The following is a 25,168-nucleotide window of genomic DNA, read 5'->3' as shown; positions in this document are numbered from 1 at the left end:
CCGATTGCATTAGCGGGCGCTTTCAGGCATAAAGCGCAAAAGTGAGATACCGAACAGCAAGCGCGATCGTCAGCAGATCGCCCGAGGAGTCGCCGTGCACTATCAACCGCAACGTCACCTGTTACAGGACCGCATCATCCTGGTTACTGGCGCCAGCGACGGCATTGGCCGTGAAGCCGCCCTGACCTATTCCCGCTATAGCGCCAGCGTTATTCTGGTCGGACGCAATGAAGAGAAACTGCGCGGCGTCGCGCAAGAGATTGAGCAGGCTGGCGGCATTCCCGCCAGCTGGTTTACTCTCGACCTGTTAACCTGCACGCCGCAGGAGTGCCAGCAGCTGGCGCAGAAAATAGCCATCCACTACCCGCGCCTCGACGGAGTGCTACATAACGCGGGTCTGCTGGGCGACGTTTGCCCGATGGATCAACAAAAGCCGGAAGTGTGGCAGCAGGTGATGCAGGTGAACGTGAACGGCACCTTTATGCTCACCCAGGCCCTGCTTCCTTTATTACTCAAATCCGAATCGGGTTCGCTGGTCTTTACCTCCTCCAGCGTCGGCCGCCAGGGACGTGCGAACTGGGGCGCTTACGCCGCGTCGAAATTTGCTACCGAAGGCATGATGCAGGTGCTGGCCGAGGAGTATCAGAACCGCCATCTGCGGGTCAACTGCATTAACCCAGGCGGCACCCGCACCAAAATGCGCGCCAATGCGTTCCCGACGGAAGATCCGCAAAAATTGAAAACCCCCGCTGATATCATGCCGGTATACCTGTGGCTGATGGGCGACGACAGTCGTCGTAAGACGGGAATGACTTTTGACGCCCAGCCGGGCCGCAAACCAGGAATCGCACAATGAGTGATGAACGCCACCGCGAACGCCAGCAGCGGGTAAAAGACAAAGTTGACGCTCGCGTCGCCGCCGCGCAGGAAGAGCGCGGTATCGTGATCGTTTTTACCGGCAACGGTAAGGGTAAAACGACTGCCGCCTTCGGTACCGTCACCCGCGCCGTCGGGCACGGTAAGAAAGCTGGCGTCGTGCAGTTTATTAAAGGCACCTGGCCGAACGGCGAGCGCAATCTGCTCGAACCCCACGGCGTCGAGTTTCAGGTGATGGCGACCGGTTTTACCTGGAATACGCAGGATCGCGAAAGCGATACCGCCGCCTGCCTCGCGGTCTGGGAGCACGGGCGCCGCATGCTGGCCGATGAAAGCCTCGATCTCGTTTTACTGGACGAGCTCACCTATATGGTGGCCTACGACTATCTGCCGCTGGAAGAGGTGCTTACCGCGTTACGCAACCGTCCGGCGCAGCAGACGGTGATTATTACCGGACGCGGCTGCCACCGTGAAATTACCGAACTGGCCGATACCGTCAGCGAACTACGTCCGGTGAAACACGCGTTTGATGCCGGTATCAAAGCGCAGATGGGGATCGACTACTAGCCACCAGCCGCTCAAGCAGCGCATGGTTGAGCGGCAGACACAGGCAATCCTCCCCCGGAGCCAGTTCGCTTTCGACAATATTTTGCCGTGAAACGAAGCGCTTGCGATATTCGGTCGGCGTAACGCCGCAGTATTTATTAAAGGCGGCAATCAGGTATTTATGCTCCTGAAATCCGCAGCTGTGGCTAATCTCGGTAATCGGCGTACGGGTATCGCGCAACAGCGTGCGGGCTTTGTTTAGCCGCACCAGCGTCAGATACTCTTTAAAATTATAGCGACTCACCTTTTTAAACAGCCGCGAAAACCAGGAGTAGCTCATCCCGCTATGGCAGGCGACCTCGCTCAGCGTCAGCGGCTGGTCAAAGTGTTGATTGATAAAATCTATGCCTTTTTTGATCATCGCCTCGTCGCGCAGCGAACTTTCGCCGCGCTGCGTCGGCTTGCCAGCAGAGACTAACGCATCCAGTAACAGATAAATGGCGGCGATACGCTGAAACGGCGCAGGGTTGTCGATCAGCTGTTTCAGTAACCCCGCCAGCCGCTGATGCACTTCACTGTCCGCCGCAGTGTAAGATCGTCCGCAGGTACTCCATTCCAGCTGCGGCGAGGGGTGAAGTTCGTCAAACAGGCCGGGCGAAAACTGAACGGTGACCAGTTGGCTGCCCGCCGCCTCCGCGTTGAGGGAATGAACCTCTTCCGCATTGATGTACAGCATGTCCCCCTGCGCCAGCTCCAGGCTCTGCTGGCCGACGGCGAGCGTAAACCGCCCTGCCAGTACGGTAATCAGCTCAGGAGCCGGATGCCAGTGCGGCTCGCAGTAGCGAACCTCCGCGGCAAACACGTTCAGCTTCTCGGCATCGAAGGCAATCAGCTCGTAGCCGCTGTTCGCCGTCTGTCGTCCGCTCTGCGTGAGCGAACCGGGGTGAGTCACTGAAAAAGGAAACATGCGCACTCTCCTGTCATTGGCAACGATCAGCGCCCTGTCAGCACGGCGTTAAGTTCGTCGCGCTCAATATCCAGCGCCAGAAACTCGGTCAGCGCAATCAGCAGCCCGCAGAACAAATCCGGCGCCAGGCGGATCAGTTTTTCACGGACCTGTTCCGCAGGCATCTGGCTCTTATCGGCAATCAACTTGACTACCCGGGCAAAAGCTTCCGGCTGCTGAATCAGCTGCTGCAGCGAATTATCATCGCGAAGCGGGACGTACCGCTGCGGGCAGTCCACTTCGATTTCCGCCGTCAGCGGCAGATCCCGCGATGAGCCGCCGACTCGGATCTGCCAGAGCCCCGGCGTCACGACCCAGTCGCCGAGGCCAGGATGATAGCAGGCCAGGTCGCCGATGGGCAGCTGCAGGCTGACCCGGCGGCACTCCCCTGCGGCCAGCGCCACTTTACTGAAGGCTTTTAATGACTGCACTTCGCGAATCAGCTCTCCCTGAGGCGCGCTCACGTACAGCTGAACTATCTCCTTGCCTGCATACTCTCCGCAGTTGGTCAGATCGAACGAAACGGTAAGCGTCTCGCTTGCGCCTACACGGGAGGCTGAGAGCGCAATATTATCGTAAGCAAACCGGGTATAACTTAAGCCAAAACCGAAGGGAAACTGCGGCGTCAGACAACGCTTGTCGTAATAGCGATAGCCGACAAAAAGCCCTTCTCCGTAATGATGGCGCAGGTTTTCGCCCGGATAGTGCAGCCAGGCCGGCGTTTCCTCCAGCGTATTGGGCACCGTCACCGTCAATTTACCGCAAGGGTTGCGCTGGCCGAAGAGGATTTCCGCAACCGCGCGCCCCATTCCTTGTCCGGCAAAAAACGTTTCCAGCAGCGCCTTGCACTCGCCAAGCCACGGCATCACCACCGCATCGCTATTTGCCAGCACCACTACGATATTCGGCTGGACTGCCGCCACTTCGCGAATCAACCGTTCATGCACCGGCAGAATATTCAGATCCTGACGATCGCCATTTTCACCATCTTCACCCACGGCGGTACTGACGAAAATCACCGCCACGTCAGCTTCCTGAGCGACCCGGCAGGCCTGCGCCAGCGCCTGTTCATCGCTGCGCAGATCGTCCGGCGCGCCTACGGCCCATGAGACGCTAAAATCGTCCCCGGCGAGATCGAAAATTTCATCCAGCGGGCGGTCGAGCAGATACGGCACCGTTGTCGCGCATCCGGACCCCTGGATCACCGGCTCCTGGGCTGGTTTACCCAACACCGCAATACGCGGTGTTTTCTCCGGATGCAGCGGCAGCAGTCTATCTTCGTTTTTCAGCAAGACAATGGATTCGCCGGCCAGGCGCTGCGCCAGCGCGTGGTGCGCCGGGAAATCGGCTCGCGTTTCCGGGCGGCGATGGCGCTGAACCTTGTCGAGCAGTTTCAGCATGCGTAGACAGGCGCGGTCTACCACCGCCATCGGCACCTCTGCGGATTCAATAGCCGCCAGCAGAGTTTGTTTATCGCGGCGGGTTTCCGGCATCGCCAGATCGTTACCCGCCATCAGCGATGCCGGGCGATCTTTAATACCGTACCAGTCGGACATGACCAGGCCGTCATATCCCCACTCATCGCGCAATACCTGAGTGAGTAAAAACGGATCCTGCGAAGTTTGTACGCCGTTAAGACGATTGTACGAAGACATGACCGTCCACGGCTGGGATTTTGTAATCGCCCGCTGGAAACCCGCCAGGTAGATTTCCCGCAGCGCCCGTTCTTCAATGATCGAATCCATTTCCGTACGACGGTACTCGGAGTTGTTCGCCGCAAAGTGTTTCAGGCTGGCGCCGACGCCCTCCTGCTGCAGACCGTTGATCAGCGCAGCAGCAATGTCGCCGCTGACCACCGGGTCTTCGGCATAATATTCATAGCCTCGACCAGCCAGCGGCGTACGGCGGATGTTAATGCCCGGTCCGAGCAGAATCCCAACCCCCATATGCTGGCACTCTCTTCCCAGCGCCTGCCCCATCTGATGCACCAGTTCAACGTCCCAACTGCAGGCCAGGCTGGAACCGTTAGGAAAGCAGGTCGCCGGGAGCGACGTACTGAAGAGCGCCTCGCTTCCCCCTTTCGCGGTAGGTTCTTCCGCGCTGGCCTGGTCTGCTGTTTGGGTGATGACCGAAATAAAATCATCCATGCTCCACTTTTCCCGGCCATCAATCTGCGCGCTGCTGTAGCGAACGCCATAGGTACCGTCGGTCATAATGATATCTTCGATACCGTGCTGCGGCAGCGACGCGGTACGCCACAGGCCGCTGCCGGTCAGTAGCGCCACTTTATCTTCGATGCTCATCGCGGCGAGGGTGGTATTAAAATCGTTATTCATCTCTCTGGCTCCCTGAGGTTAAAGCGCGTTCTGTTTACGCAGGCTGATTTTTTGCACAATATCGCGATAGGTTTTTTCATCCAGCGAATAGCACGCGACAAATATGGCGCTGAGAGCAAACATCGCGCCGGGGAATAGCGTCATCAGTACGTTAATACCGTTAATTGCGCTGGCAGTAATGTTACCCGCGTCATAGTGATAATAGTCCAGCATCCATCCCGCACAGCCGCCGCCGATAGCCATTGCTATTTTGGTGATGAAATTAAAGAAGCCGTAGATGGCGCCTTCGGTACGCACCCCATGGTGCCACTCGGCATATTCCACGGTATCGGCAATCATTGACCACATGGAAACAAAGCCCATCCCCAGCGTAATGCTATACAAGCATACCCCGGTCATAATCAGCCAGATATTGTCGCCAGCGATAAAATATTGCATAAGTACGCCGACAATGCCGATCAACAGCGCCACCAAAGTCATTTTCTTTTTACCTATCAGCGCAATGATTTTTTCCGAAATAACGGTGCCGACAATATACGCTGCGGACTGAATCATAAAGAAGGTCGACGTAAAACCTTCGCTGCCAATAATGTATTTAATGAAGTAAATAGCAATCGCCATCCACACGGTATAGGCAATATAAAAAAAGACGGTAAACATCGAGAGGTTAATAAGCGGCGCATTGCCTGCCACCGCCTTCAACATTTCCCGCAGCGTCGGCGCGGGAGTTTCCTCTTCCTCGCCAACGCGCTCTTTGGTCATTCCGAAACAGGCAAGGAACAAAAAGGTCGCCAGCAGCGCAAAGCAAGAGACCGCAAAGACGTAGCCCAGTTGCTTATCACTAAACGGGGAAATCAGCATATCGGCAGTAGTGGAAACAATCAGATAGCCAACAATCGCCAGCACAAACCGGTATACCGATAGCGATGAGCGGGAGGCTTCATGCTGGGTCAGACGATTAGTCAGCGCCGAATAAGGCGTATTCACCGCCGTATACGCCAGGCAATAAATGGTATAGGAGATCAGCGCAAAATAGAATTTTGCCTCACCGCCGAATGGCACAAAGCAGAGCACCGTTAAAAAGCCGAGCGGAATTGAGCCATATAACAACCACGGGCGTAGTTTACCGTAACGGCTGTGGGTTTTATCGATGGCAAAGCCAATCAGAATATTAAAAGCGGCATCAACCACGCGCGCAATAACAAAAATCAGGCTCGCCTGTACGGCGCTAATGCCGTAAATGTTGGTATAGAAAAAGAGTAAGAACAGAGAAACAAAACCGAACGATAAATTAGAGGCAAAATCACCAAAGCCATAACCTATTTTTTCTTTAACGCCGATAACCACATAGCTTGCCGATAGTTTTCCTGCTGTATCCATTTTAGGCTACCTGTTTTTGTAATCAGTGGCCTCAGTATATGGCGTTGCCTGGCGCACCGCTTTGCGTTATTTGTCCGGGGATTTCCTGTTTTTTGTCTTTATGCAGAAGTGTGAAAGGAGTCACAGGAGGAAGAATTCCGGCGGTAACCGCCGGAACTGAAATTATTAACCGTTACCGTTATTACGGCTGCTGGAGCGACGGTTGTTATTATTATTGCCCATCTGACTGTGGCGCTTAACCGCACGGCGGATCTGGTTCGCTTTCATACGGCGACGGTCTTTTTCAACCGCAACCTTAGAGCTGGTTTCCGGCGCAAGTTCGACCAGCTCGCGCAGGTAGTTGGTCTGCGCCAGGTCCAGCTCGGTATAGCCGCCGCGCGGCAGGCCTTTCGGCAGCAGAATATCGCCATAGCGCACGCGGATCAGGCGGCTGACCTGCACACCAACTGCTTCCCACAGGCGGCGAACTTCGCGATTACGGCCTTCCGTAAGGGTGACGTTGTACCACTGGTTGATCCCCTCGCCGCCGGTAAACTTGATAGTTTTAAACGCCGCCGGGCCGTCTTCAAGCTGCACGCCGCGAGCCAGCTGGCGCAGCTTGTCATCATCGATCTGCCCGAACACGCGCACCGCGTACTCACGTTCCACTTCGCGGCTCGGGTGCATCAGGCGATTCGCCAGCTCACCGTCGGTGGTAAACAGCAGCAGACCGCAGGTATTAACGTCCAGTCGGCCAACGGCAATCCAGCGCGCGCCGCGCAGCTTTGGCAGGCGATCGAACACCGTCGGACGTCCTTCCGGGTCATTACGGGTACAGAGTTCGCCTTCCGGCTTATAGTAAGCCAGCACGCGACAAATCTGTTCCGCAGACTCTTTCACCGAAATCAGGTGACCGTCGATGCGAATTTTTAAACCCGGGACAATTTCAACGCGATCGCCAAGGGTGGCGATTTTGCCATCGACGCTGACGTGGCCAGCTTCGATTTTGGCTTCGATTTCACGGCGGGAGCCGTGGCCAGCGCGGGCCAGCACTTTTTGTAATTTCTCGCTCATTGAGCTTCCTTAAGGTGTCGCCTTCCCAGGCGTCTGGTATACTTCGAAAAACAGGGAGTCGGATAGAATTCAACCTAACACCCTGTTCTGTAAATAAATGATGCATCGGCTCGTGTCGTTTTTTATGTCACCGCAGCAGACATAACAGAGACACGCCTCTCGCGTGGCCGAACATGGTACACGAACTTGAGGATGAATGCTTCTTTGCATTACGCACATAGCACAACTTACCACGCGCCTCGGTGCAGGCGCATGGCAAGCAGACAGATGCCAGGCGGCATCATAGCTTCTTTTAAAGTGGATAAAACATCAGGCAGCGCTGAATGTCAGTATAAAGCAAACGGCAAGATGGTGTTCGCTGTATCCCCTTCCTTCCCTGGAAACAGGGCCATTACAGGAACGGCGTCACGTCACCCACGCCTTCACGCACCACCACCGGTACGTCTTCAGTAAGATCGATAACCGTGGTCGGCTGTTGTCCCAGATAGCCGCCGTGAATAATCAGGTCTACCTGCTTCTCCAGACGATCCTTGATCTCTTCCGGGTCGGATTCGGTAAAATCACTGCCCGGCAGCATCAACGAGGTGGAAAGCATCGGCTCGCCGAGCGTTTCCAGCAACATCTGGGCAATCGGATTTGACGGTACGCGCATACCGATGGTTTTACGCTTATCCTGCAGCAGACGGCGCGGGACTTCTTTGGTGCCCTTAAGGATAAAGGTGTAATTACCCGGCGTATTATTTTTAATCAGACGGAAGGCGACGTTATCGACGAATGAATAGGTCGACAGCTCGGACAGATCGCGGCACATCAGGGTAAAGTTGTGGCCGTTTGGCAGATTACGAATTCGGCAAATCCGCTCCATCGCGCCTTTATCTTCAATTTTGCAGCCTAAGGCGTAGCCGGAGTCGGTTGGATAGACGATCACCCCGCCTTTACGCACGATGTCCACCGCCTGGTTAATCAACCGCGCCTGTGGGTTTTCCGGATGGATATAAAAAAACTGGCTCATACTTCCCTCTCAATTTTGTTCTACGGCCACTTCCCAACTGCGCCAGATCCCTTCTACGCCAGCGGGTAGCCAAAGTTTGCGGCCCAGCTCGATCCACGGACAGGGCTGATGAAAATCAGACCCCTGCGAGGCATGAAGGCCATACTGCACGGCGTAAGCGGCAAGCTGAGCCCGCTCGTGCGGCGCCTGCTGACACTGGGCGACTTCCATCGCATCGCCTCCCTGCTCGCTAAAGTGGGCCAACAGTCGTTTCAGCCACTTGGCAGAGAGGTCGTAGCGTCCGGGATGGGCAATGACCGCTTTACCGCCGGAATGATGAATGACATCAATCGCTTGTTTTATTGTACACCACTGAGGCGGAACGTAACCGGTTTTCCCGCGCGCCAGATACTTCTTAAAAACGTCAGCCATATTGTTGGCATAGCCGGCCTCCACCAGAAAGCGGGCGAAGTGGCCGCGGGTTACCGCGCCGCCGTCAGCCAGCTTCAGCGCCCCTTCCCAGGCGCCAGGGATCCGCGCTTTTTCCAGCCGCTCTGCAATCTGCTGTCCCCGCATCTGGCGGCGCGCTTTCTGCTCATCAAGCAGCGCGGTCATTGCCGGATGGGCGATATCAATATTCAGCCCGACAATATGGATTTCATGGTTTTCCCACAGCGTGGAGATTTCCACTCCGGATATCAGCGTCAACGGTAAACCGGCGCGTTCAATCTCCGCCCGGGCCGCGGGGATCGCCGCCACGGTATCGTGATCGGTTATCGCCAGGGTGCCGACGCGCATCTGATGCGCGCGATGGACAAGTTCTTCTGGAGTCAGTCGCCCGTCAGAGGCAATGGTATGGCTGTGCAGGTCGTAAATCACTGCGTAGTTGGTGTTGCTCAAGATGACTCCTGCTGGACATGAACCTGTACCCGTCATACTTTAAGTCACAGGCAAATTGACTGATGTTCTGCAGCTTAAGGGATTAAGGATAGTAATAAGCGCATCATCATACCGACTGATAGAGAAAATCTGCAAACGGGGGTTGACTTTAATCTCTCGGACTAGTTAACTAGTACGCAAGTTCACATGAAGGGGTATCATCAATGAAAACGCAACTCATCACTCTGCACGGCTGGTGGCGCGCCTCCTGTTATCGGGCGGCGTGATCGCGTTTTGCACTCAGCATACAGATACCCGGCCCGCCAATGAGCGGGCTTTTTATTGGACAAATTATTACAGCGAACAGGCGACAACAAACAATGCAAACATCAAAACCGGCACTCGAGCTTCTCACCAGCGACGCCATCTATCGGGAAAACCCGACGGCGCTATTCCACCAGCTATGCGGCGCGCGTCCCGCCACCCTGCTGCTGGAATCCGCGGATATCGACAGTAAGGATGATTTGAAAAGCCTGCTGCTGGTGGATAGCGCGCTGCGTATTACCGCACTAGGTGACACTGTCACTATTCACGCACTTTCCGCTAACGGCACGGCGCTGCTGGAGCTGTTGGACAGCGCTCTGCCTTCAGGCATTAATAACCAGCGTCAGCCAAACGGTCGGGTATTAACTTTCCCGCCGGTCAGCGCGCTGTTAGATGAAGATGCCCGTCTGTGTTCACTGTCGGTATTCGACGCCTTTCGCCTGCTGCAGGAACTGATTACCGTACCGCAGGACGAACGCGAAGCCATGTTCTTCGGCGGTCTGTTCGCCTATGACCTCGTCGCCGGCTTTGAAAACCTACCGCCGCTGGAAAGCGACACTGCCTGCCCGGATTACTGCTTCTACCTGGCGGAAACGCTGCTGGTTATCGACCATCAGACTAAAAACACGCGCATTCAGGCGAGCCTGTTCACCCCGCTGGAAAGCGAAAAGCAGCGTCTGCTGCAGCGCATCGCTCAGCTTCGTCAACAGCTGAACGAACCGCCGGCGCCGCTGCCGGTGACGACGGTAGCCGAGATGCGCTGCGATTGCGACCAGAGCGACGAAGAGTACGGCGCCGTGGTGCGTAAAATGCAGCGCGCCATCCGCGCGGGCGAGATTTTCCAGGTGGTACCTTCGCGCCGTTTCTCGCTGCCCTGCCCGTCGCCGCTGGCCGCTTATGATGTGCTGAAAAAGAGCAACCCCAGTCCGTACATGTTCTTTATGCAGGACAACGACTTCACCCTGTTCGGCGCTTCGCCGGAGAGCTCGCTTAAGTACGATGCCACCAACCGTCAGATTGAGATCTACCCGATAGCCGGTACCCGTCCGCGCGGCCGCCGTGCAGACGGTTCGTTGGATCGCGATCTCGACAGCCGTATTGAGCTGGAGATGCGCACCGACCATAAAGAGCTCTCCGAGCATCTGATGCTGGTTGACCTTGCGCGTAACGACCTCGCGCGCATCTGCACGCCGGGAAGCCGCTACGTTGCCGACTTAACCAAAGTCGACCGTTACTCCTTCGTGATGCACCTTGTCTCCCGCGTGGTTGGCGAGCTGCGCAGCGATCTCGACGTTCTGCATGCTTATCGCGCCTGTATGAATATGGGCACCCTCAGCGGAGCGCCGAAAGTGCGCGCCATGCAGCTCATTGCCGCTGCCGAAGGCAAGCGCCGGGGCAGCTACGGCGGCGCGGTGGGCTACTTCACCGCCCATGGCGACCTCGATACCTGCATCGTCATTCGTTCTGCCTACGTGCAGGATGGCATCGCCACGGTGCAGGCCGGCGCCGGTATCGTGCTCGACTCTGTTCCCCAGTCAGAAGCGGATGAAACCCGCAATAAAGCTCGCGCGGTGCTGCGCGCTATCGCCCAGGCCCACCACGCGAAGGAGATTTTCTAATGGCCGACATTCTGCTGCTCGATAATATCGATTCTTTCACCTATAACCTGGCAGACCAGCTGCGTTCGAACGGCCATAACGTGGTGATTTATCGCAATTCCGTCCCGGCGCAGGCGCTGATTGAGCGCATCGGCACCATGGACAATCCAGTATTGATGCTCTCCCCGGGCCCGGGAACCCCGAGCGAAGCGGGCTGTATGCCGGAGCTGCTGACCCGCATGCGCGGTAAGCTGCCGATTATCGGCATCTGCCTCGGTCACCAGGCGATTGTTGAAGCCTACGGCGGCTACGTCGGCCAGGCCGGTGAAATCCTTCACGGCAAGGCTTCAAGCATTGAACACGACGGCCAGGCGATGTTTGCCGGTCTGAGTAATCCTCTGCCGGTCGCCCGCTACCACTCGCTGGTGGGCAGCAATATCCCGGCCGGACTAACGATCAACGCCCACTTTAACGGCATGGTCATGGCGGTGCGTCACGACGCGGATCGCGTCTGCGGCTTCCAGTTCCATCCTGAATCGATTCTGACCACCCAAGGGGCGCGTCTGCTGGAACAGACTCTGGCCTGGGCGCTGCAGAAGCTGGAACAGACTAATACCCTCCAGCCGATTCTGGAAAAACTGTATCAGGCAGAAACCCTGAGCCAGCAGGAGAGCCACCAGCTGTTTTCCGCAGTGGTGCGCGGCGAAGTGAAGCCTGAGCAGCTGGCCGCCGCGCTGGTCAGCATGAAGGTACGCGGCGAGCATCCGCAGGAGATCGCCGGCGCCGCTACCGCGCTGCTGGAAAACGCCGCGCCGTTCCCGCGTCCGGATTATCCGTTTGCCGATATCGTCGGTACCGGCGGCGACGGCAGCAACAGTATCAATATTTCAACCGCCAGCGCGTTTGTGGCTGCCGCCTGCGGCCTGAAGGTCGCCAAACACGGCAACCGCAGCGTGTCGAGCAAGTCCGGTTCTTCCGACCTGCTGGCAGCATTCGGTATCAATCTCGATATGAATGCCGATAAATCTCGCCAGGCGCTGGATGAACTGGGCGTTTGCTTCCTGTTTGCGCCGAAATACCACACCGGCTTCCGTCACGCGATGCCGGTACGCCAGCAGCTCAAAACCCGTACCCTGTTCAACGTGCTCGGGCCGCTGATCAACCCGGCGCATCCGCCGCTGGCGCTGATTGGCGTCTACAGTCCGGAACTGGTGCTGCCGATTGCGGAAACCCTGCGCGTGCTGGGCTACCAGCGAGCCGCCGTGGTACATAGCGGCGGTATGGATGAAGTATCGCTGCACGCGCCGACGGTGGTCGCGGAGCTCAGCAACGGTCAGATCAAGAGCTACCAGTTGACCGCCGCCGACTTCGGCCTGACGCCGTATCATCAGGAGCAGCTGGCAGGCGGCACGCCGGAAGAAAACCGTGACATTCTTACGCGCTTACTACAAGGTAAAGGTGAAGCCGCTCACGAAGCCGCCGTTGCCGCCAACGTCGCCATGTTGATGCGTTTACATGGACGCGAAGACCTGAAGGCCAACGCGCAGCAAGTCATCGATGTGCTGCACAGCGGAGCGGCCTATGACAGAGTGACCGCATTAGCGGCAAGAGGGTAAATAATGCAGACCGTTTTAGCAAAAATCGTGGCCGACAAAGCGATTTGGGTAGAAGCCCGCAAACAACAACAACCGTTAGCCAGTTTTCAAAATGAAGTGGTACCGACGCAGCGCAATTTTTACGATGCCCTCGCCGGCACCCGCACCGCATTTATTCTTGAGTGCAAAAAGGCCTCGCCATCGAAAGGCCTGATTCGCGAAGATTTTGACCCGGCGGCCATCGCCGGTGTCTACAAGCACTATGCCTCGGCTATCTCAGTGCTTTGCGATGAGAAGTATTTCCAGGGCAGCTTCGATTGTCTGCCGATGGTCAGCAAGGTCGCGCCGCAGCCGATTCTGTGTAAGGACTTTACTATCGATCCTTATCAAATCTACCTGGCGCGCTACTACCAGGCTGATGCCTGTCTGCTGATGCTTTCGGTGCTGGACGATGAGCAGTATCGTCAGCTCTCCGCCGTCGCGCATAGCCTGAACATGGGCGTGTTGACCGAAGTGAGCAATGAAGAGGAACTGGAGCGCGCAATTGCGCTGAAGGCTAAAGTGGTCGGCATCAACAATCGCGATCTGCGCGATATGTCGATTGACCTCAACCGCACCCGCACCCTGGCACCCCGCCTCGGTCATGGCGTCACGGTCATCAGCGAGTCCGGCATCCATACTTATGCTGAAGTGCGCGAATTAAGCCACTTTGCCAACGGCTTCCTGATTGGTTCTGCCCTGATGGAGCATGACGATCTGAACGCCGCCGTAAAACGCGTGCTGCTCGGTGAGAATAAGGTCTGCGGCCTGACCCGCCCCCAGGATGCCCAGGTGGCATATGAATCCGGCGCGATCTATGGCGGATTGATTTTCGTTCCGACGTCGCCGCGAGCGGTGAACGAGGCTCAGGCGCAAGCGGTAATTGCCAGCGCGCCTCTGAGCTATGTCGGCGTGTTCCGCAATTCGCCGGTGGCGGAAGTGATTGCCCGCGCGAAAAATCTGAGCTTAGCCGCTGTGCAACTCCACGGTAGCGAAGACCAGGCCTATATCGACGCCCTGCGCGCCGAATTACCGGGCAAGGTACAAATCTGGAAAGCCCTCAGCGTTGGCGAAACGCTACCGCCGCGCAATCTGAATCATGTCGACAAATACGTTCTCGACAATGGTCAGGGCGGCACCGGCCAGCGTTTCGACTGGTCTCTGCTGCAAGGCCAGGATCTGCGTAACGTTCTGTTGGCTGGCGGCCTCGGCGCCGATAACTGTGTGGAAGCCGCGAAAAGCGGCTGTGCCGGACTCGATTTTAATTCAGGCGTAGAGTCACAGCCGGGTATTAAAGATGCCAGCAAGCTGGCCTCGCTGTTTCAAACGCTGCGCGCATATTAAGGAGCAACAATGAGTACTTTACTGAATCCCTATTTCGGCGAATTCGGCGGGATGTACGTTCCGCAGATCCTGATGCCTGCCCTGCGCCAGCTGGAAGAAGCCTTCGTCAGCGCGCAGAAAGATCCTGCATTCCAGGCCGAATTTAGCGACCTGCTTAAAAACTACGCCGGTCGCCCGACGGCGCTGACCCAATGCCGTAACCTCACCGAAGGTACGCGCACGACCCTGTATCTGAAGCGGGAAGATCTGCTGCACGGCGGCGCACACAAAACTAATCAGGTGCTCGGCCAGGCGCTGCTGGCAAAACGCATGGGCAAAACGGAAATTATCGCCGAAACCGGCGCCGGTCAGCACGGCGTTGCCTCAGCCCTTGCCAGCGCCCTGCTCGGCCTGAAGTGCCGCATCTATATGGGCGCCAAAGATATCGAACGCCAGTCGCCGAACGTCTTCCGCATGCGCTTGATGGGTGCGGAAGTGATCCCGGTACATAGCGGCTCATCCACCCTGAAAGATGCCTGTAACGAGGCTTTGCGCGACTGGTCAGGCAGCTATGAAAAAGCCCACTACATGCTCGGCACCGCCGCTGGCCCGCATCCGTTCCCGACCATCGTGCGTGAATTCCAGCGGATGATTGGCGAAGAGACTAAAGCGCAGATCCTGGAGAAAGAAGGACGCCTGCCGGATGCGGTTATCGCCTGCGTTGGCGGCGGCTCCAACGCTATCGGCATGTTCGCTGACTTTATCGACGACACCGCCGTTGGCCTGATTGGCGTGGAGCCCGCCGGACATGGGATCGAAACCGGCGAACACGGGGCGCCGCTTAAGCACGGCCGCGTGGGCATCTACTTCGGTATGAAATCGCCGATGATGCAGACCGATGAGGGGCAGATTGAGGAGTCCTACTCCCTCTCCGCCGGTCTGGATTTCCCGTCCGTTGGCCCGCAGCATGCTTATTTAAACAGCATTGGTCGCGCCGATTACGTATCGATTACCGATGATGAAGCGCTGGATGCTTTTAAAGCGCTCTCCCGCCATGAAGGGATTATTCCGGCGCTGGAATCCTCCCATGCCCTGGCGCACGCGCTTAAAATGATGCGCGAAAACCCGGAAAAAGAGCAGCTGCTGGTGGTTAACCTCTCCGGCCGCGGCGATAAAGACATCTTCACCGTACACGATATTTTAAAAGCGCGAGGGGAAATCTGATGGAACGTTATGAGACGCTGTTTGCACAACTGAAAGCTCGCCGGGAAGGCGCGTTTGTTCCCTTCGTCACCCTCGGCGACCCTAATCCTGAGCTGTCGCTGAAAATTATCGATACGCTGATTGAAGCCGGTGCCGACGCGCTGGAGCTGGGCATTCCTTTCTCCGACCCGCTGGCGGATGGCCCGACGATCCAGGACGCCACCCTGCGCGCTTTTGCCGCCGGGGTGACGCCCGCGCAATGCTTCGAGATGCTGACGGCGATTCGCCAGAAGCACCCGACGATTCCAGTCGGGCTGCTGATGTACGCCAACCTGGTGTTCAGCCCCGGTATCGATGAATTCTACGCCGCGTGCGAACGCGCTGGCGTCGATTCAGTGCTGGTGGCCGATGTGCCGGTTGAAGAGTCCGCGCCGTTCCGCCAGGCCGCGCTGCGCCACAACATCGCGCCGATTTTCATCTGCCCGCCGAATGCCGATGACGACCTGCTGCGCCAGATCGCCTCTTACGGGCGCGGCTATACCTACCTGCTGTCGCGGGCGGGCGTAACCGGTGCGGAAAACCGCGCCGCGCTGCCGCTGCATCATCTGATTGAAAAGCTGGCCGAGTACAACGCCGCCCCGCCGCTGCAAGGATTTGGCATCTCGGCGCCGGAGCAGGTTACCGCCGCGATTGACGCAGGCGCGGCCGGGGCGATTTCCGGCTCTGCCATCGTCAAAATTATCGAGCGCAACGTGAACGACCCGCAGGCCATGCTGGCAGAATTAAAGACCTTCGCCCGCAGTCTGAAAGCCGCCACTAAAGCCGCCTGATGATGCTTGCCGTCCGGCCCTGGGCCGGGCGGTTATTTCAGCGGTAAGCTGTCGGCGTATTTACGCGTCAGACGAAACCGCGCCATCACCTCTTTTTGCGGCCATCCGGCCAACATCATAGCTATCGGCCGTTTTTGCGCCCGAGAGACATCCTTTTATGAACGGGACGGCTTCAAGGGGGATAGCAGCCTGTAAATGCCCGATGAACACCTCAATGTAAAAAGATCGCTGCCGCACAAAAATTGGGGTTGATATCTTAAATGAGAAATATTATCTTTCTCATTACCGAATAGTTGAGTAAACAACTCAGGTATTCGGTACGACATTGCTCACATTGCTTCCAGTATTTTTGCCCGCACTTGTGCGGGCTTTTTTTATGGCCGACATCCAGTATGTCCCTCCCGATAGCGCGCCGGACGCGGCCTCCAGCCGCGATCCGAAACACCTATTACCAGGAAAGCTGTCAGCCTACCCTCCAACTCTGTACGAATGTGGATAGCAGTGGTCTCTCGTGTCAATGCAGGGTCTGACTGGGTCATACCTTGCGGGCACCACTAGTGGCGGCAGAGAGCGTGAGCCAATCGCTAAAGATAGGCCACCGGGACAAAATACTGGATGGTGTAATAAGGCCGATCGTTTCCTGACGTCACGTTTTGCGGCTGAACAAAACGTTCGATATCGTAGCCCTCGCGGCGATACAGCCCGAGCTCAGGAAGATGTTTCATATAAACATTATTTGACAGTAAAACATAATCCTCCCAGCTACCGCTAAATTCCATGCCCAGGTATAAACCCCGCTTAGCGACCCTTATCTCGCGGAAAGGGCGTTCCCGTGAGCTTACTGGTGCACCAATAAAACTGCCGATGGTCACTTTATAGAGATTATCGGCGGCAGGTGAGAATTCAGAGAGGATATAGATGTCTCGCTCGCCGCCCGGCATTTCCGCCGCGATTTTCCGCCTGGTGACATTTTTCCTGGCGCAGATACCCTCGGCCAGGGAGAGCGTATAGGTGAAGCCGTATCCAGAAAAGGTTTGCTCTTCGAGAAAACAAAGCCAGGGTACAGGCAGTCTGTCGCCCTGCGGCCCCACCTTCTGATAGAGCGCCGACATATCCCAGTATGCTGAATGTCGATACTGGCTGGGGCAGCGACCAAAGGCTTTTTTAAACTCGCGGGAAAAGGTTTGATGAGAGTCAAAATGCAGTGAGCAGGCTATAGATGAAATAGGTTGGTGAGTCAGCCTGAGTTTACCGGCAGCAAGCGTCATGCGGCGCATTCTGATATACTTGCCGACAGGCAGTCCGGCATATTCATGGAATATATTATAAACTGAACGCCGCGAATATCCCACGCCACGGGCGATATCTTCGACCGATGGATTTATTGTCAGGCGAGACTCAATCCATTCAACTATTTCATTAAAAACATTTTCTTTCATTGCGGTAAATGACATCCATATCAAATTTTAGCCCGTTGGTATTTTACCAGTAATTAAGTATTGACACTAAGCTTTTTGTGCATAATAAAAATTTATCGCGGAGCACATTCACAAAAATGGAGCCTGTAAACCCCAGCTATATGAAAAATAAGATTTTTCTTAGAAAAAATATCTCAAATCTCATTTTGCAGACAAATGTTGCTTTTTTTGCAGACCTACAATATCTTATTTTAAACTTTAAAAGCAGATCGCGACTATTAAGCTCACTTTTTTAACAGCTATATTTTTACCGGCATTCTTTTAAATCAGAGTGCATATATTAATAACTATGTGAATCTATGTATGCTTAATATTTTGATCAATACCAAAAACGTCTACTCAAAACACGCTATAAAACAAATGGTTATGGAGTCCATCACCACAGACGAAAACGTTATCTTTGAAGATAAGTACACTCAAAGCAACATTGCACAAGCACATATCATATTCACCGAAATGGAACCTGGAGAGATCTTTTTGTGCCATGATGAGTTGAAATATAAAAAAGAAAAAAGCTTGCTATTTATTCTTCAAGAGAAAAAAAGCGTATCCTCCAAAAGTGAAATTCCTAACTGCACAAAAGATTGTTTATTTTTATACAAATCCGATTCAATTCCTGTGATTACGGGGAAAATATACATTCATATAAATTTATTTTTATTAAGAGGATATGAAGATATTGCACCAAAGGTAAATCTTTGTATCAACTGCCCATGTAAATCAATAACCCATGCGCAGTCAAAAGTAATACATGCTCTCAGTCTTGGATTGAACCAAATGCAAATAGCCCGTGAGTTAAAAGTCAACTATAAAACCGTGTACTCGCATAAAAAAAACGTTATGCATGATTTTAAAATAAAAGGCACTCAGGATCTTAATAAATTCATGCATGTATTGAATAAAAGAAAACAATTTATTTCTTAGCTATCCACTCATCTGAGGGATCTTTGCAAAACCTGTAGCCACTAATAAGAGATCGTCAATACCGCTACGCCTGCCGTCACAGGCCGGCCAGGCCCGGTGCCGGCTATACCGTCTTTTTTCAGCGCGCTCCCGAGATAAAGCCCTACAGGAATGATAGTATTCAATGCAGTAAACGCAGGCACAACCTCTATCCCGGGAGCGATTTATGCACGAAGAAGTACCACTGAAATTTTACGACATTGCGGATGAGTATTCGACGGAGTCCGCCGAGCCCGTCAGCGAGTCAGAACGTGAGCCCCTGGCGCGCTATTTTCAACTGCTGATTACGCGGCTGATGAATAACGAGGAAATCAGCGAGGAGGCGCAGGGAGAGATGGCCATACAGGCGGGGATTGATGAACAGCGGATCGATGATATCGCGGTATTCCTGAATAAATGGGGTAATGAGTAGCGGTTGACGCGGACGTTCCGCGGATTGATTGCGGCAAATGACGCATCGGCAATCGCGGCAGCGGACTTCGCGTCGGGACGTGCAATAAAGCTGGTCATGACGACCAGCTTTGAGCAAGAGTTTAGAACCGGTATCCCGCAGAGAACATAAACACCCACGGATCCAGACGAATACTGTCGTGCTGCTGCGCGCCCGCCAGCTTATAGTTGGCGGTGGTGTCGATATCCATGTACCACACCGACATGTTAATCAGCCAGTCGCGGTTAATCAGATAGTCCATCCCCACCTGCCCCGCGGCTCCCCAGGAGTCTTTCAGGCTCAGGTCAGAAATGCCCGTCTTTTTACCCGTATCGTTCACGCTTTCGTCAAAGAAAGTCGTGTAGTTGATACCTGCGCCAATATACGGACGCAGCTTGCTGCTGGCGTCGCCAAAGTACCACTGTGCCATTAGCGTCGGTGGTAAATGATGAACGGTCGCAATATTGCCGGTTGCCGCCGTTCCGACTTTGTGGCGGAACGGCGTGGCGGCCAGCAGCTCTACGCCGATGTTGTCCGTCGCCATATAGGTGAACGTCAGGCCCAGTTGAGTATTATTGCTAACGTTAAAGCCCCCCAGACTGCCTAACGTTCCGCCCGCGCCTTCTGATGGTCTGACCGTAGCCGAACCCGCACGGATAAAGAATTCCCCAGCTTCATGCGCCCAGACGCTACCGGTGGAAAGCGTGCCCAGAATAACAACCGCCGCTGCTAACTTTTTCATACCCACTTCCTCATTATGGTTATTCAGCGCAAGAATATACCCATAATGAGTTATGTTTGATCCAACATAGATCACATTAAGTGGGCAAATTTAACATTTATTGATCCAGATTAATTTTCACTTTCTCAATGCAATCAGTGATAAACGAGATGTATCAAGTTCTCCCTTGTCGCTTCTCAACAGAGGTCATCACCGATTTCCCCTTCTATTTACAAAGATATACTTAGCGCACAGGAGCAGAGACTGCTACCCAGCCGCGATTTGCGGTACAATCGCCGGCTAGTTAATACCTGCAATACTCAAGGAGAATGCATGTCTATCACGGCGAAGTCCGTCTACCGTGACACCGGGAACTTTTTCCGCAATCAGTTCGTTACTATCCTGCTGATTGCGCTGTTATGCGCGTTCATTACGGTAGTACTTGGCCATGCCTTTTCACCCAGTGAAGAGCAACTGTCGATTCTGAGTCAGGGCGATAGCCTGGCGGGCAGCGGCGGGCTGTTCGAACTGGTTCAGAGCATGACGCCGGAGCAGCAGCAAATTCTGCTGCGCGCGTCCGCAGCCTCGACCTTCTCCGGGCTGGTTGGTAACGCCATTCTTGCCGGCGGCGTTCTGCTGATGATCCAGATGGTCTCCGCCGGCCAGAGAGTCAGCGCCCTGCGTGCGATCGGCGCTTCCGCGCCGGTGCTGCCAAAGCTGCTGCTGCTGATCCTGCTGACGACGTTTGTTGTGCAGATGGGGATGATGCTGGTGGTGGTGCCGGGCGTCCTGCTTGCCATTGTGCTCTCTTTCGCGCCGATCATGCTGGTACAGGATAAAGTTGGTATTTTCAGCGCCATGCGTAGCAGTATGCGCCTGGCCTGGGCCAACGTACGCCTGGTGGCGCCGGCAATTATCGGCTGGCTGCTGGCGAAAACGCTGCTTCTGCTGTTTGCATCCAGCTTCGCGGTCCTGACGCCAAACGTTGGCGCGGTGGTAATAAATACCCTCAGCAATCTGATCTCCGCATTGTTGCTGATCTATTTATTCCGCTTGTATATGCTCATTCGTAACTAACTTAACCCGGGGCGGCGCGACCTGCCCCTACCTGAACGACGGAATCGATGTATGAAGCAGTTTCTGGATTTTTTACCGCTGGTAGTCTTCTTCGCATTCTACAAGCTTTATGATATCTACGCCGCGACGACCGCGCTGATTATCGCCACCGCTATCGTGCTGATTTACAGCTGGGTACGCTATCGCAAAGTCGAAAAAATGGCGTTAATTACCTTCGTGCTGGTCGCTGTATTCGGCGGCTTAACCATCTTTTTCCACAACGACGAATTTATTAAGTGGAAAGTGACGGTTATCTACGTCCTGTTCGCCAGCGCCCTGCTGTTCAGCCAGTGGGTGATGAAGAAGCCATTGATCCAGCGTATGCTGGGTAAAGAGCTGACGCTGCCGCAGCAGGTGTGGTCACGTCTCAATCTGGCCTGGGCGGTGTTTTTCATCCTTTGCGGGCTGGCAAATATCTATATCGCTTTCTGGCTGCCGCAGAACATCTGGGTCAACTTCAAGGTCTTCGGCCTGACCGCTCTGACGCTGGTATTCACCCTGCTGAGCGGTGTGTATATTTATCGCCATATGCCGCAGGACGACAACCATTAACCTTTCCCCCACGGTGCGCCGCCCGACGCGCCGTGTTATTCGTTTCCCCCTTGTATAAACCACTTCAGCTGAATCGATTCGTAATGTAAGATATTTCTCACAGGAGATGGCATTCCTCCTTGAACCGCCATGTGGCTAATGATGCCTGCTTTTTATTCCCGGACCGGGAATGGGCAGGCCTATCTGAATGGCTGGCACCGCGTCCGGGAAGATTCATCTTCTAAGGATCCGACGATGCGCGCATACCGCTTTTCATCACTCTCTTTGCTTTTATTCCTCGGGAAATGGCTGCTCCTCGCTTTTATCATTGCGGTGCTGGCGGGCACGGCCTCGGCATTTTTTCTTTTCTCACTGGAGTGGGCTACGGCAACGCGGGAAGCTCACCGCTGGCTTATCTGGCTCCTGCCGTTTGCCGGATTTGCCGTCGGCTGGATCTATCTGCGCTACGGTACCTGCGTGGAGGCAGGCAACAACCTGATTCTGGAAGAGATCCATGACCCTAAATGCATCATTCCCCTACGGATGGCGCCGCTGGTATTTTTCGGCACCGTTGTTTCTCATCTGTTTGGCGCCTCCGTCGGGCGTGAAGGCACGGCGGTACAGATGGGGGCCTCGATCGCCGATCGCTTCACGGCCATTTTCCGTCTTAACCACGATGCACGGTCAATGGTGCTGATGGCCGGGATCAGCGCCGGTTTCTCTTCGGTTTTCGGTACCCCGCTCGCCGGAGCGCTCTTCGGGCTCGAAGTTCTGGCTATCGGACGGATAAACTACAACGCCATTCTTCCTTGCCTGTTTGCCGCAATTATTGCCGATCGAGTCGGCATCATGTGGGGCGTGCAGCATACGCACTACTTTATTGCCAGCTTTCCCACGCTAACGCTCTGGACGCTGCTGGCAATCATTATCGCCGGCTGCTGCTTTGGCCTCGCGGCGCGCATTTTTGCCGACAGCACGCAGGCAATCGGCGCGTTGATGAAAAAACGGATTCACTACGCGCCGCTGCGGCCGTTTATTGGCGGACTGGCGATTGCCTGCGCGGTCTGGCTGCTGCACGGAGAGCGCTATATTGGCCTGGGCATATCGGTGATAGTGGACGCTTTCCAGCAACCGCTGGCACCGTGGGATAGCTTAGGCAAACTGCTCTTCACCGCCGTCTCTTTAGGTAGCGGATTTAAAGGTGGTGAAGTCACTCCGCTGTTTTATGTCGGTGCGACGCTGGGCAATGCGCTGGCGCCGCTGCTGCATATGCCGCTCGGCTTTCTGGCCGGAATAGGTTTTGTCGCCGTCTTTGCCGGGGCGGCGAATACGCCTGTTGCCTCAACGCTGATGGCGATTGAGCTGTTTGGTTCTGAAATCGGTATTTACGCCGCGCTGGCCTGCGTGGTGGCCTGGCTGGTCTCAGGCTATAGCGGTATTTATCGTTCGCAGCGTATAGCCTGCCGAAAACAGAGCGATGTGCCGACTGGCATCAGGCTGTCAGAATTCCCGGAGTGGTACCAGTCACAAAAAAGCCGACAAAAGGCCGACAAAGAGACGCCCGCCTCCTGACAATCGCACCTGGAAGCCGGTGAGGGTAAGCCCCGCCGGTTTCTCCATGATGTCTGTCACATACCGGAAAGTTGCGGCAATCGTGAGGATTTGATGGAGATTATCTTCACTTTATTGAAATGATAATAATTATCATTGATATTCTCGATCTCAATTTTTCATGACTTGATATGGATATTTATAATGAGAACGCAGAAAAATCACATAGCAACGCCCCTGGCCCTGGCCATTGCAGGCTTACTCAGCCCAGGGGTCTTCGCCGAAGAGGTGGAACAGGATACGGAGACCATGGTGGTTCACGGAACGGCCGAAGAGGCGCTGAAGCAGCAGCCGGGCGTCTCGATCATTACCGCTGAAGATATTGCTAAGGACCCTCCGGTTAACGATCTGTCAGAAATCATCCGTAAAATGCCCGGCGTAAACCTGACCGGCAACAGCGCCAGCGGCAGCCGCGGCAACAACCGGCAGATCGACATTCGCGGGATGGGACCGGAAAACACGCTGATTCTTATTGACGGCGTGCCCGTCACTTCCCGCAACTCCGTACGCTATAGCTGGCGCGGCGAGCGTGATACCCGAGGCGACAGCAATTGGGTACCGCCGGAAATGGTGGAACGCATTGAAGTTCTGCGCGGACCCGCCGCTGCGCGCTACGGTTCTGGCGCTGCGGGTGGGGTCGTCAATATTATCACCAAACGCCCCACCAACGACTGGCACGGATCGCTCTCGCTCTATACCAATCAGCCGGAAAATAACAAAGAAGGCGCCACTAACCGGGCTAACTTCAGCCTCAACGGACCGCTGGCCGGGGATGCCCTGACCATGCGTTTGTATGGCAACATTAACAAAACGGAACCCGATGCCTGGGATATTAACCGCGCGCAAAATGGCTCTTATGCGGCGGGCCGCGAAGGCGTGCGCAACAAAGATATTAACGCCCTGCTGTCGTGGAAAGTCACCCCGCAGCAGATCCTCGACTTCAGCTACGCCTACAGCCGTCAGGGCAATATCTATGCCGGCGATACGCAATACAGCAACAGTAATATGAGCCCAAATGGCCTGGTGGATACGCTGTACGGTCAGGAAACCAACCGGCTTTACCGGCAGACCTGGGGCCTGACCTACAACGGGATCTGGGACTGGGGCCAGTCGAAAGCGGGCGTCTACTACGAAAAAACCAACAATACCCGTCTGCAGGAGGGCACCACCGGTCGCGTAGAAGGGATGATCAATAGCGATGTCTACGACACCAGCCGCCTGGAGTCTTGGCGCTCAACCGCTGAAGTGAATCTTCCCTTTAACTGGCTCACAGAACAGACCCTGACTGTGGGGATGGAGTGGAACCGCGATGAACTGAACGATCCGGCTTCGATGCAGGCCACCACAACGACGGACACGCTGCCAGGGATGTCCGGCGATCCTTCGCAACGCAGCCCTAAAAACAGCGCCACGCTGACCGGTATTTATCTGGAAGACAATATCGAAGCGATGCCGGGAACCAATATTATCCCCGGCCTGCGTTTCGACTATCATAACGACTTCGGCAGTAACTGGAGCCCGAGCCTGAATCTGTCACAGGATCTGGGCGATATGTTTAAGGTTAAGGCGGGCATTGCCCGCGTATTCAAGGCGCCGAACCTGTATCAGTCAAGCGAAGGCTACCTGCTCTCTACGCGCGGAAACGGCTGCCCGATAAGTATTGCGGAAGGCAATTGCTATCTTTTAGGTAACCCGGATCTCGACCCGGAAATCAGCGTCAACAAAGAGCTCGGCCTTGAGTTTAACCTCAACGGTTATAACGCCGGCATCACCTGGTTCCGCAACGACTACAAAAACAAGATCGTCTCCGGCACCGAGGTGCTGGGTAATACCGCCAGCGGAGCGAATATCCTGCAGTGGGAGAACGGCGGGAAAGCGGTCGTCGAAGGCCTTGAAGGCACGCTGCTGGTTCCGCTCATTGCCGATACGCTCAGCTGGCGCACCAACGCCACTTATATGATCAAATCGGAAAACAAAGATACCGGCAACCCGCTGTCCGTTATTCCGAAATACACCATCAATACCCTGCTCGACTGGCAGGTGACCAGCAAGTTCTCGGCTAACGTCAACTGGACCCTGTACGGTCGACAGAAACCGCGCGAATACGCGGAAATTCGTAACGAAAACGGGGTGCTGGCCACCAATGAAGTCGGCGCGTATTCTGTCGTCGGCGTCGGCGGCAACTATCAGCTAACCAAAGACCTGCGGCTGAATGCCGGGATCAGTAACCTCTTCGATAAGCAAATTTATCGGGAAAACGAAGGCGCTTCGACCTATAACGAACCGGGTCGCGCCTATTACGCTGGCGTCACGCTCTCTTTCTAACCCCCCTCACGCCC

Annotated in this window: 21 protein-coding genes, 1 riboswitch and 1 other annotated feature; of the genes, 13 read left to right on the top strand and 8 right to left on the bottom strand. The window is 55.2% G+C overall.

The features are described from left to right. Positions 1–94: 94 nt before the first annotated feature. Together ACSIPU_RS22845 and cobO are read left to right on the top strand one after the other, a co-directional pair. The gene (locus ACSIPU_RS22845) at positions 95–856 is read left to right on the top strand and encodes a YciK family oxidoreductase (RefSeq protein ID WP_004101383.1); all 762 of its coding nucleotides are present in this window, start codon (positions 95–97) and stop codon (positions 854–856) included. After that, a complete protein-coding gene (cobO, locus tag ACSIPU_RS22840; protein WP_004101381.1) occupies positions 853–1,443 on the top strand; it encodes a cob(I)yrinic acid a,c-diamide adenosyltransferase in 591 nt (196 codons plus the stop codon). The genes ACSIPU_RS22845 and cobO overlap by 4 nt, the downstream gene beginning before the upstream one ends. Here cobO and ACSIPU_RS22835 read toward each other — a convergent pair. From ACSIPU_RS22835 to rnm, 6 genes are all read right to left on the bottom strand, one after another. Beyond that, positions 1,415–2,389: a helix-turn-helix transcriptional regulator gene (locus ACSIPU_RS22835; protein WP_004101380.1), complete on the bottom strand. Its 975-nt coding sequence runs from the start codon at positions 2,387–2,389 to the stop codon at positions 1,415–1,417. The two genes, cobO and ACSIPU_RS22835, sit on opposite strands and share 29 nt — an antisense overlap. Positions 2,390–2,415: 26 nt before the next feature. Next, positions 2,416–4,764: a beta-glucosidase gene (locus ACSIPU_RS22830; RefSeq protein WP_004101379.1), complete on the bottom strand. Its 2,349-nt coding sequence runs from the start codon at positions 4,762–4,764 to the stop codon at positions 2,416–2,418. An 18-nt stretch (positions 4,765–4,782) separates the two neighbouring features. Continuing rightward, positions 4,783–6,144 (bottom strand): MFS transporter, encoded by a 1,362-nt coding sequence (locus ACSIPU_RS22825; RefSeq protein ID WP_004101378.1) that lies wholly within the window; start codon positions 6,142–6,144, stop codon positions 4,783–4,785. A gap of 165 nt (positions 6,145–6,309) precedes the next feature. Further along, positions 6,310–7,197, bottom strand: coding sequence for a 23S rRNA pseudouridine(2605) synthase RluB (gene rluB / locus ACSIPU_RS22820; RefSeq protein WP_049593226.1), 888 nt, complete (start codon positions 7,195–7,197; stop codon positions 6,310–6,312). A 391-nt stretch (positions 7,198–7,588) separates the two neighbouring features. Then, the gene (locus tag ACSIPU_RS22815; protein ID WP_004101372.1) at positions 7,589–8,209 is read right to left on the bottom strand and encodes an L-threonylcarbamoyladenylate synthase; all 621 of its coding nucleotides are present in this window, start codon (positions 8,207–8,209) and stop codon (positions 7,589–7,591) included. A 9-nt stretch (positions 8,210–8,218) separates the two neighbouring features. Beyond that, positions 8,219–9,088, bottom strand: coding sequence for an RNase RNM (gene rnm, locus ACSIPU_RS22810; RefSeq protein ID WP_004112415.1), 870 nt, complete (start codon positions 9,086–9,088; stop codon positions 8,219–8,221). Positions 9,089–9,315: 227 nt separating this feature from the next. Continuing rightward, positions 9,316–9,411 (top strand) — a sequence feature (Trp leader region). 36 nt (positions 9,412–9,447) lie between these two features. On the opposite strand from rnm, the gene ACSIPU_RS22805 reads away from it, so the two are divergent. The 5 genes from ACSIPU_RS22805 to trpA are packed head-to-tail and all read left to right on the top strand — an operon-like array spanning position 9,448 to position 15,979. Beyond that, on the top strand, positions 9,448–11,010 hold the full coding sequence (locus ACSIPU_RS22805; RefSeq protein WP_004101370.1) for an anthranilate synthase component 1: 1,563 nt from the start codon (positions 9,448–9,450) through the stop codon (positions 11,008–11,010). After that, a complete protein-coding gene (trpD, locus tag ACSIPU_RS22800; RefSeq protein WP_017146064.1) occupies positions 11,010–12,605 on the top strand; it encodes a bifunctional anthranilate synthase glutamate amidotransferase component TrpG/anthranilate phosphoribosyltransferase TrpD in 1,596 nt (531 codons plus the stop codon). Before ACSIPU_RS22805 ends, trpD begins: the two co-directional genes overlap by 1 nt. Positions 12,606–12,608: 3 nt before the next feature. Next, on the top strand, positions 12,609–13,967 hold the full coding sequence (trpCF, locus tag ACSIPU_RS22795) for a bifunctional indole-3-glycerol-phosphate synthase TrpC/phosphoribosylanthranilate isomerase TrpF (RefSeq protein WP_435322274.1): 1,359 nt from the start codon (positions 12,609–12,611) through the stop codon (positions 13,965–13,967). A 9-nt stretch (positions 13,968–13,976) separates the two neighbouring features. Then, the gene (gene trpB / locus ACSIPU_RS22790) at positions 13,977–15,170 is read left to right on the top strand and encodes a tryptophan synthase subunit beta (protein WP_004101367.1); all 1,194 of its coding nucleotides are present in this window, start codon (positions 13,977–13,979) and stop codon (positions 15,168–15,170) included. After that, entirely contained in the window at positions 15,170–15,979 is an 810-nt protein-coding gene (trpA, locus tag ACSIPU_RS22785; protein ID WP_004101366.1) for a tryptophan synthase subunit alpha, read from the top strand. Before trpB ends, trpA begins: the two co-directional genes overlap by 1 nt. A 584-nt stretch (positions 15,980–16,563) precedes the next feature. On the opposite strand, the gene ACSIPU_RS22780 is transcribed toward trpA, so the two are convergent. Further along, the gene (locus ACSIPU_RS22780; RefSeq protein WP_004101365.1) at positions 16,564–17,418 is read right to left on the bottom strand and encodes a helix-turn-helix domain-containing protein; all 855 of its coding nucleotides are present in this window, start codon (positions 17,416–17,418) and stop codon (positions 16,564–16,566) included. 342 nt (positions 17,419–17,760) lie between these two features. Between ACSIPU_RS22780 and ACSIPU_RS22775 the strand changes: the two genes are divergently transcribed. Together ACSIPU_RS22775 and ACSIPU_RS22770 are read left to right on the top strand one after the other, a co-directional pair. Beyond that, positions 17,761–18,381: a helix-turn-helix transcriptional regulator gene (locus tag ACSIPU_RS22775; RefSeq protein ID WP_004101364.1), complete on the top strand. Its 621-nt coding sequence runs from the start codon at positions 17,761–17,763 to the stop codon at positions 18,379–18,381. Between the two features lie 205 nt (positions 18,382–18,586). Then, on the top strand, positions 18,587–18,832 hold the full coding sequence (locus ACSIPU_RS22770; protein ID WP_004101363.1) for a YmjA family protein: 246 nt from the start codon (positions 18,587–18,589) through the stop codon (positions 18,830–18,832). A 121-nt stretch (positions 18,833–18,953) separates the two neighbouring features. Here ACSIPU_RS22770 and ompW read toward each other — a convergent pair whose 3' ends face one another. Continuing rightward, positions 18,954–19,592: an outer membrane protein OmpW gene (gene ompW / locus ACSIPU_RS22765; RefSeq protein WP_004101362.1), complete on the bottom strand. Its 639-nt coding sequence runs from the start codon at positions 19,590–19,592 to the stop codon at positions 18,954–18,956. Positions 19,593–19,904: 312 nt separating this feature from the next. Between ompW and ACSIPU_RS22760 the strand changes: the two genes are divergently transcribed. The 4 genes from ACSIPU_RS22760 to ACSIPU_RS22745 all read left to right on the top strand — a co-directional run bounded on the left by ACSIPU_RS22760 (position 19,905) and on the right by ACSIPU_RS22745 (position 25,154). Beyond that, positions 19,905–20,648 (top strand): YciC family protein, encoded by a 744-nt coding sequence (locus tag ACSIPU_RS22760; RefSeq protein ID WP_004101361.1) that lies wholly within the window; start codon positions 19,905–19,907, stop codon positions 20,646–20,648. 51 nt (positions 20,649–20,699) lie between these two features. Further along, positions 20,700–21,239, top strand: coding sequence for a septation protein A (locus tag ACSIPU_RS22755; RefSeq protein WP_004101360.1), 540 nt, complete (start codon positions 20,700–20,702; stop codon positions 21,237–21,239). 93 nt (positions 21,240–21,332) lie between these two features. Then, positions 21,333–21,394: riboswitch (Fluoride riboswitch) on the top strand. A 79-nt stretch (positions 21,395–21,473) separates the two neighbouring features. Beyond that, positions 21,474–22,790 (top strand): voltage-gated chloride channel family protein, encoded by a 1,317-nt coding sequence (locus ACSIPU_RS22750; RefSeq protein ID WP_024274049.1) that lies wholly within the window; start codon positions 21,474–21,476, stop codon positions 22,788–22,790. Positions 22,791–22,973: 183 nt separating this feature from the next. Then, a complete protein-coding gene (locus ACSIPU_RS22745) occupies positions 22,974–25,154 on the top strand; it encodes a TonB-dependent siderophore receptor (RefSeq protein WP_023329577.1) in 2,181 nt (726 codons plus the stop codon). Positions 25,155–25,168 lie beyond the last annotated feature (14 nt).

This window comes from Klebsiella sp. HN106, assembly GCF_051209435.1.
GTDB lineage: Bacteria > Pseudomonadota > Gammaproteobacteria > Enterobacterales > Enterobacteriaceae > Klebsiella > Klebsiella oxytoca.
This window is presented reverse-complemented; position numbering and strand designations above follow the sequence as displayed.

Excerpts from the sequence above, each read along its gene's own strand:
- ACSIPU_RS22835 (WP_004101380.1), bottom strand. The coding sequence starts at position 2,389 with ATGTTTCCTTTTTCAGTGACTCACCCCGGTTCGCTCACGCAGAGCGGA.
- ACSIPU_RS22745 (WP_023329577.1), top strand. The coding sequence starts at position 22,974 with ATGAGAACGCAGAAAAATCACATAGCAACGCCCCTGGCCCTGGCCATT.
- ACSIPU_RS22775 (WP_004101364.1), top strand. The coding sequence starts at position 17,761 with ATGCTTAATATTTTGATCAATACCAAAAACGTCTACTCAAAACACGCT.
- ACSIPU_RS22755 (WP_004101360.1), top strand. The coding sequence starts at position 20,700 with ATGAAGCAGTTTCTGGATTTTTTACCGCTGGTAGTCTTCTTCGCATTC.
- ACSIPU_RS22750 (WP_024274049.1), top strand. The coding sequence starts at position 21,474 with ATGCGCGCATACCGCTTTTCATCACTCTCTTTGCTTTTATTCCTCGGG.
- rluB (WP_049593226.1), bottom strand. The coding sequence starts at position 7,197 with ATGAGCGAGAAATTACAAAAAGTGCTGGCCCGCGCTGGCCACGGCTCC.
- trpB (WP_004101367.1), top strand. The coding sequence starts at position 13,977 with ATGAGTACTTTACTGAATCCCTATTTCGGCGAATTCGGCGGGATGTAC.
- ACSIPU_RS22805 (WP_004101370.1), top strand. The coding sequence starts at position 9,448 with ATGCAAACATCAAAACCGGCACTCGAGCTTCTCACCAGCGACGCCATC.
- ACSIPU_RS22825 (WP_004101378.1), bottom strand. The coding sequence starts at position 6,144 with ATGGATACAGCAGGAAAACTATCGGCAAGCTATGTGGTTATCGGCGTT.
- ACSIPU_RS22760 (WP_004101361.1), top strand. The coding sequence starts at position 19,905 with ATGTCTATCACGGCGAAGTCCGTCTACCGTGACACCGGGAACTTTTTC.
- ompW (WP_004101362.1), bottom strand. The coding sequence starts at position 19,592 with ATGAAAAAGTTAGCAGCGGCGGTTGTTATTCTGGGCACGCTTTCCACC.
- ACSIPU_RS22770 (WP_004101363.1), top strand. The coding sequence starts at position 18,587 with ATGCACGAAGAAGTACCACTGAAATTTTACGACATTGCGGATGAGTAT.
- cobO (WP_004101381.1), top strand. The coding sequence starts at position 853 with ATGAGTGATGAACGCCACCGCGAACGCCAGCAGCGGGTAAAAGACAAA.
- ACSIPU_RS22830 (WP_004101379.1), bottom strand. The coding sequence starts at position 4,764 with ATGAATAACGATTTTAATACCACCCTCGCCGCGATGAGCATCGAAGAT.
- ACSIPU_RS22780 (WP_004101365.1), bottom strand. The coding sequence starts at position 17,418 with ATGAAAGAAAATGTTTTTAATGAAATAGTTGAATGGATTGAGTCTCGC.
- trpD (WP_017146064.1), top strand. The coding sequence starts at position 11,010 with ATGGCCGACATTCTGCTGCTCGATAATATCGATTCTTTCACCTATAAC.
- ACSIPU_RS22815 (WP_004101372.1), bottom strand. The coding sequence starts at position 8,209 with ATGAGCCAGTTTTTTTATATCCATCCGGAAAACCCACAGGCGCGGTTG.
- trpCF (WP_435322274.1), top strand. The coding sequence starts at position 12,609 with ATGCAGACCGTTTTAGCAAAAATCGTGGCCGACAAAGCGATTTGGGTA.
- trpA (WP_004101366.1), top strand. The coding sequence starts at position 15,170 with ATGGAACGTTATGAGACGCTGTTTGCACAACTGAAAGCTCGCCGGGAA.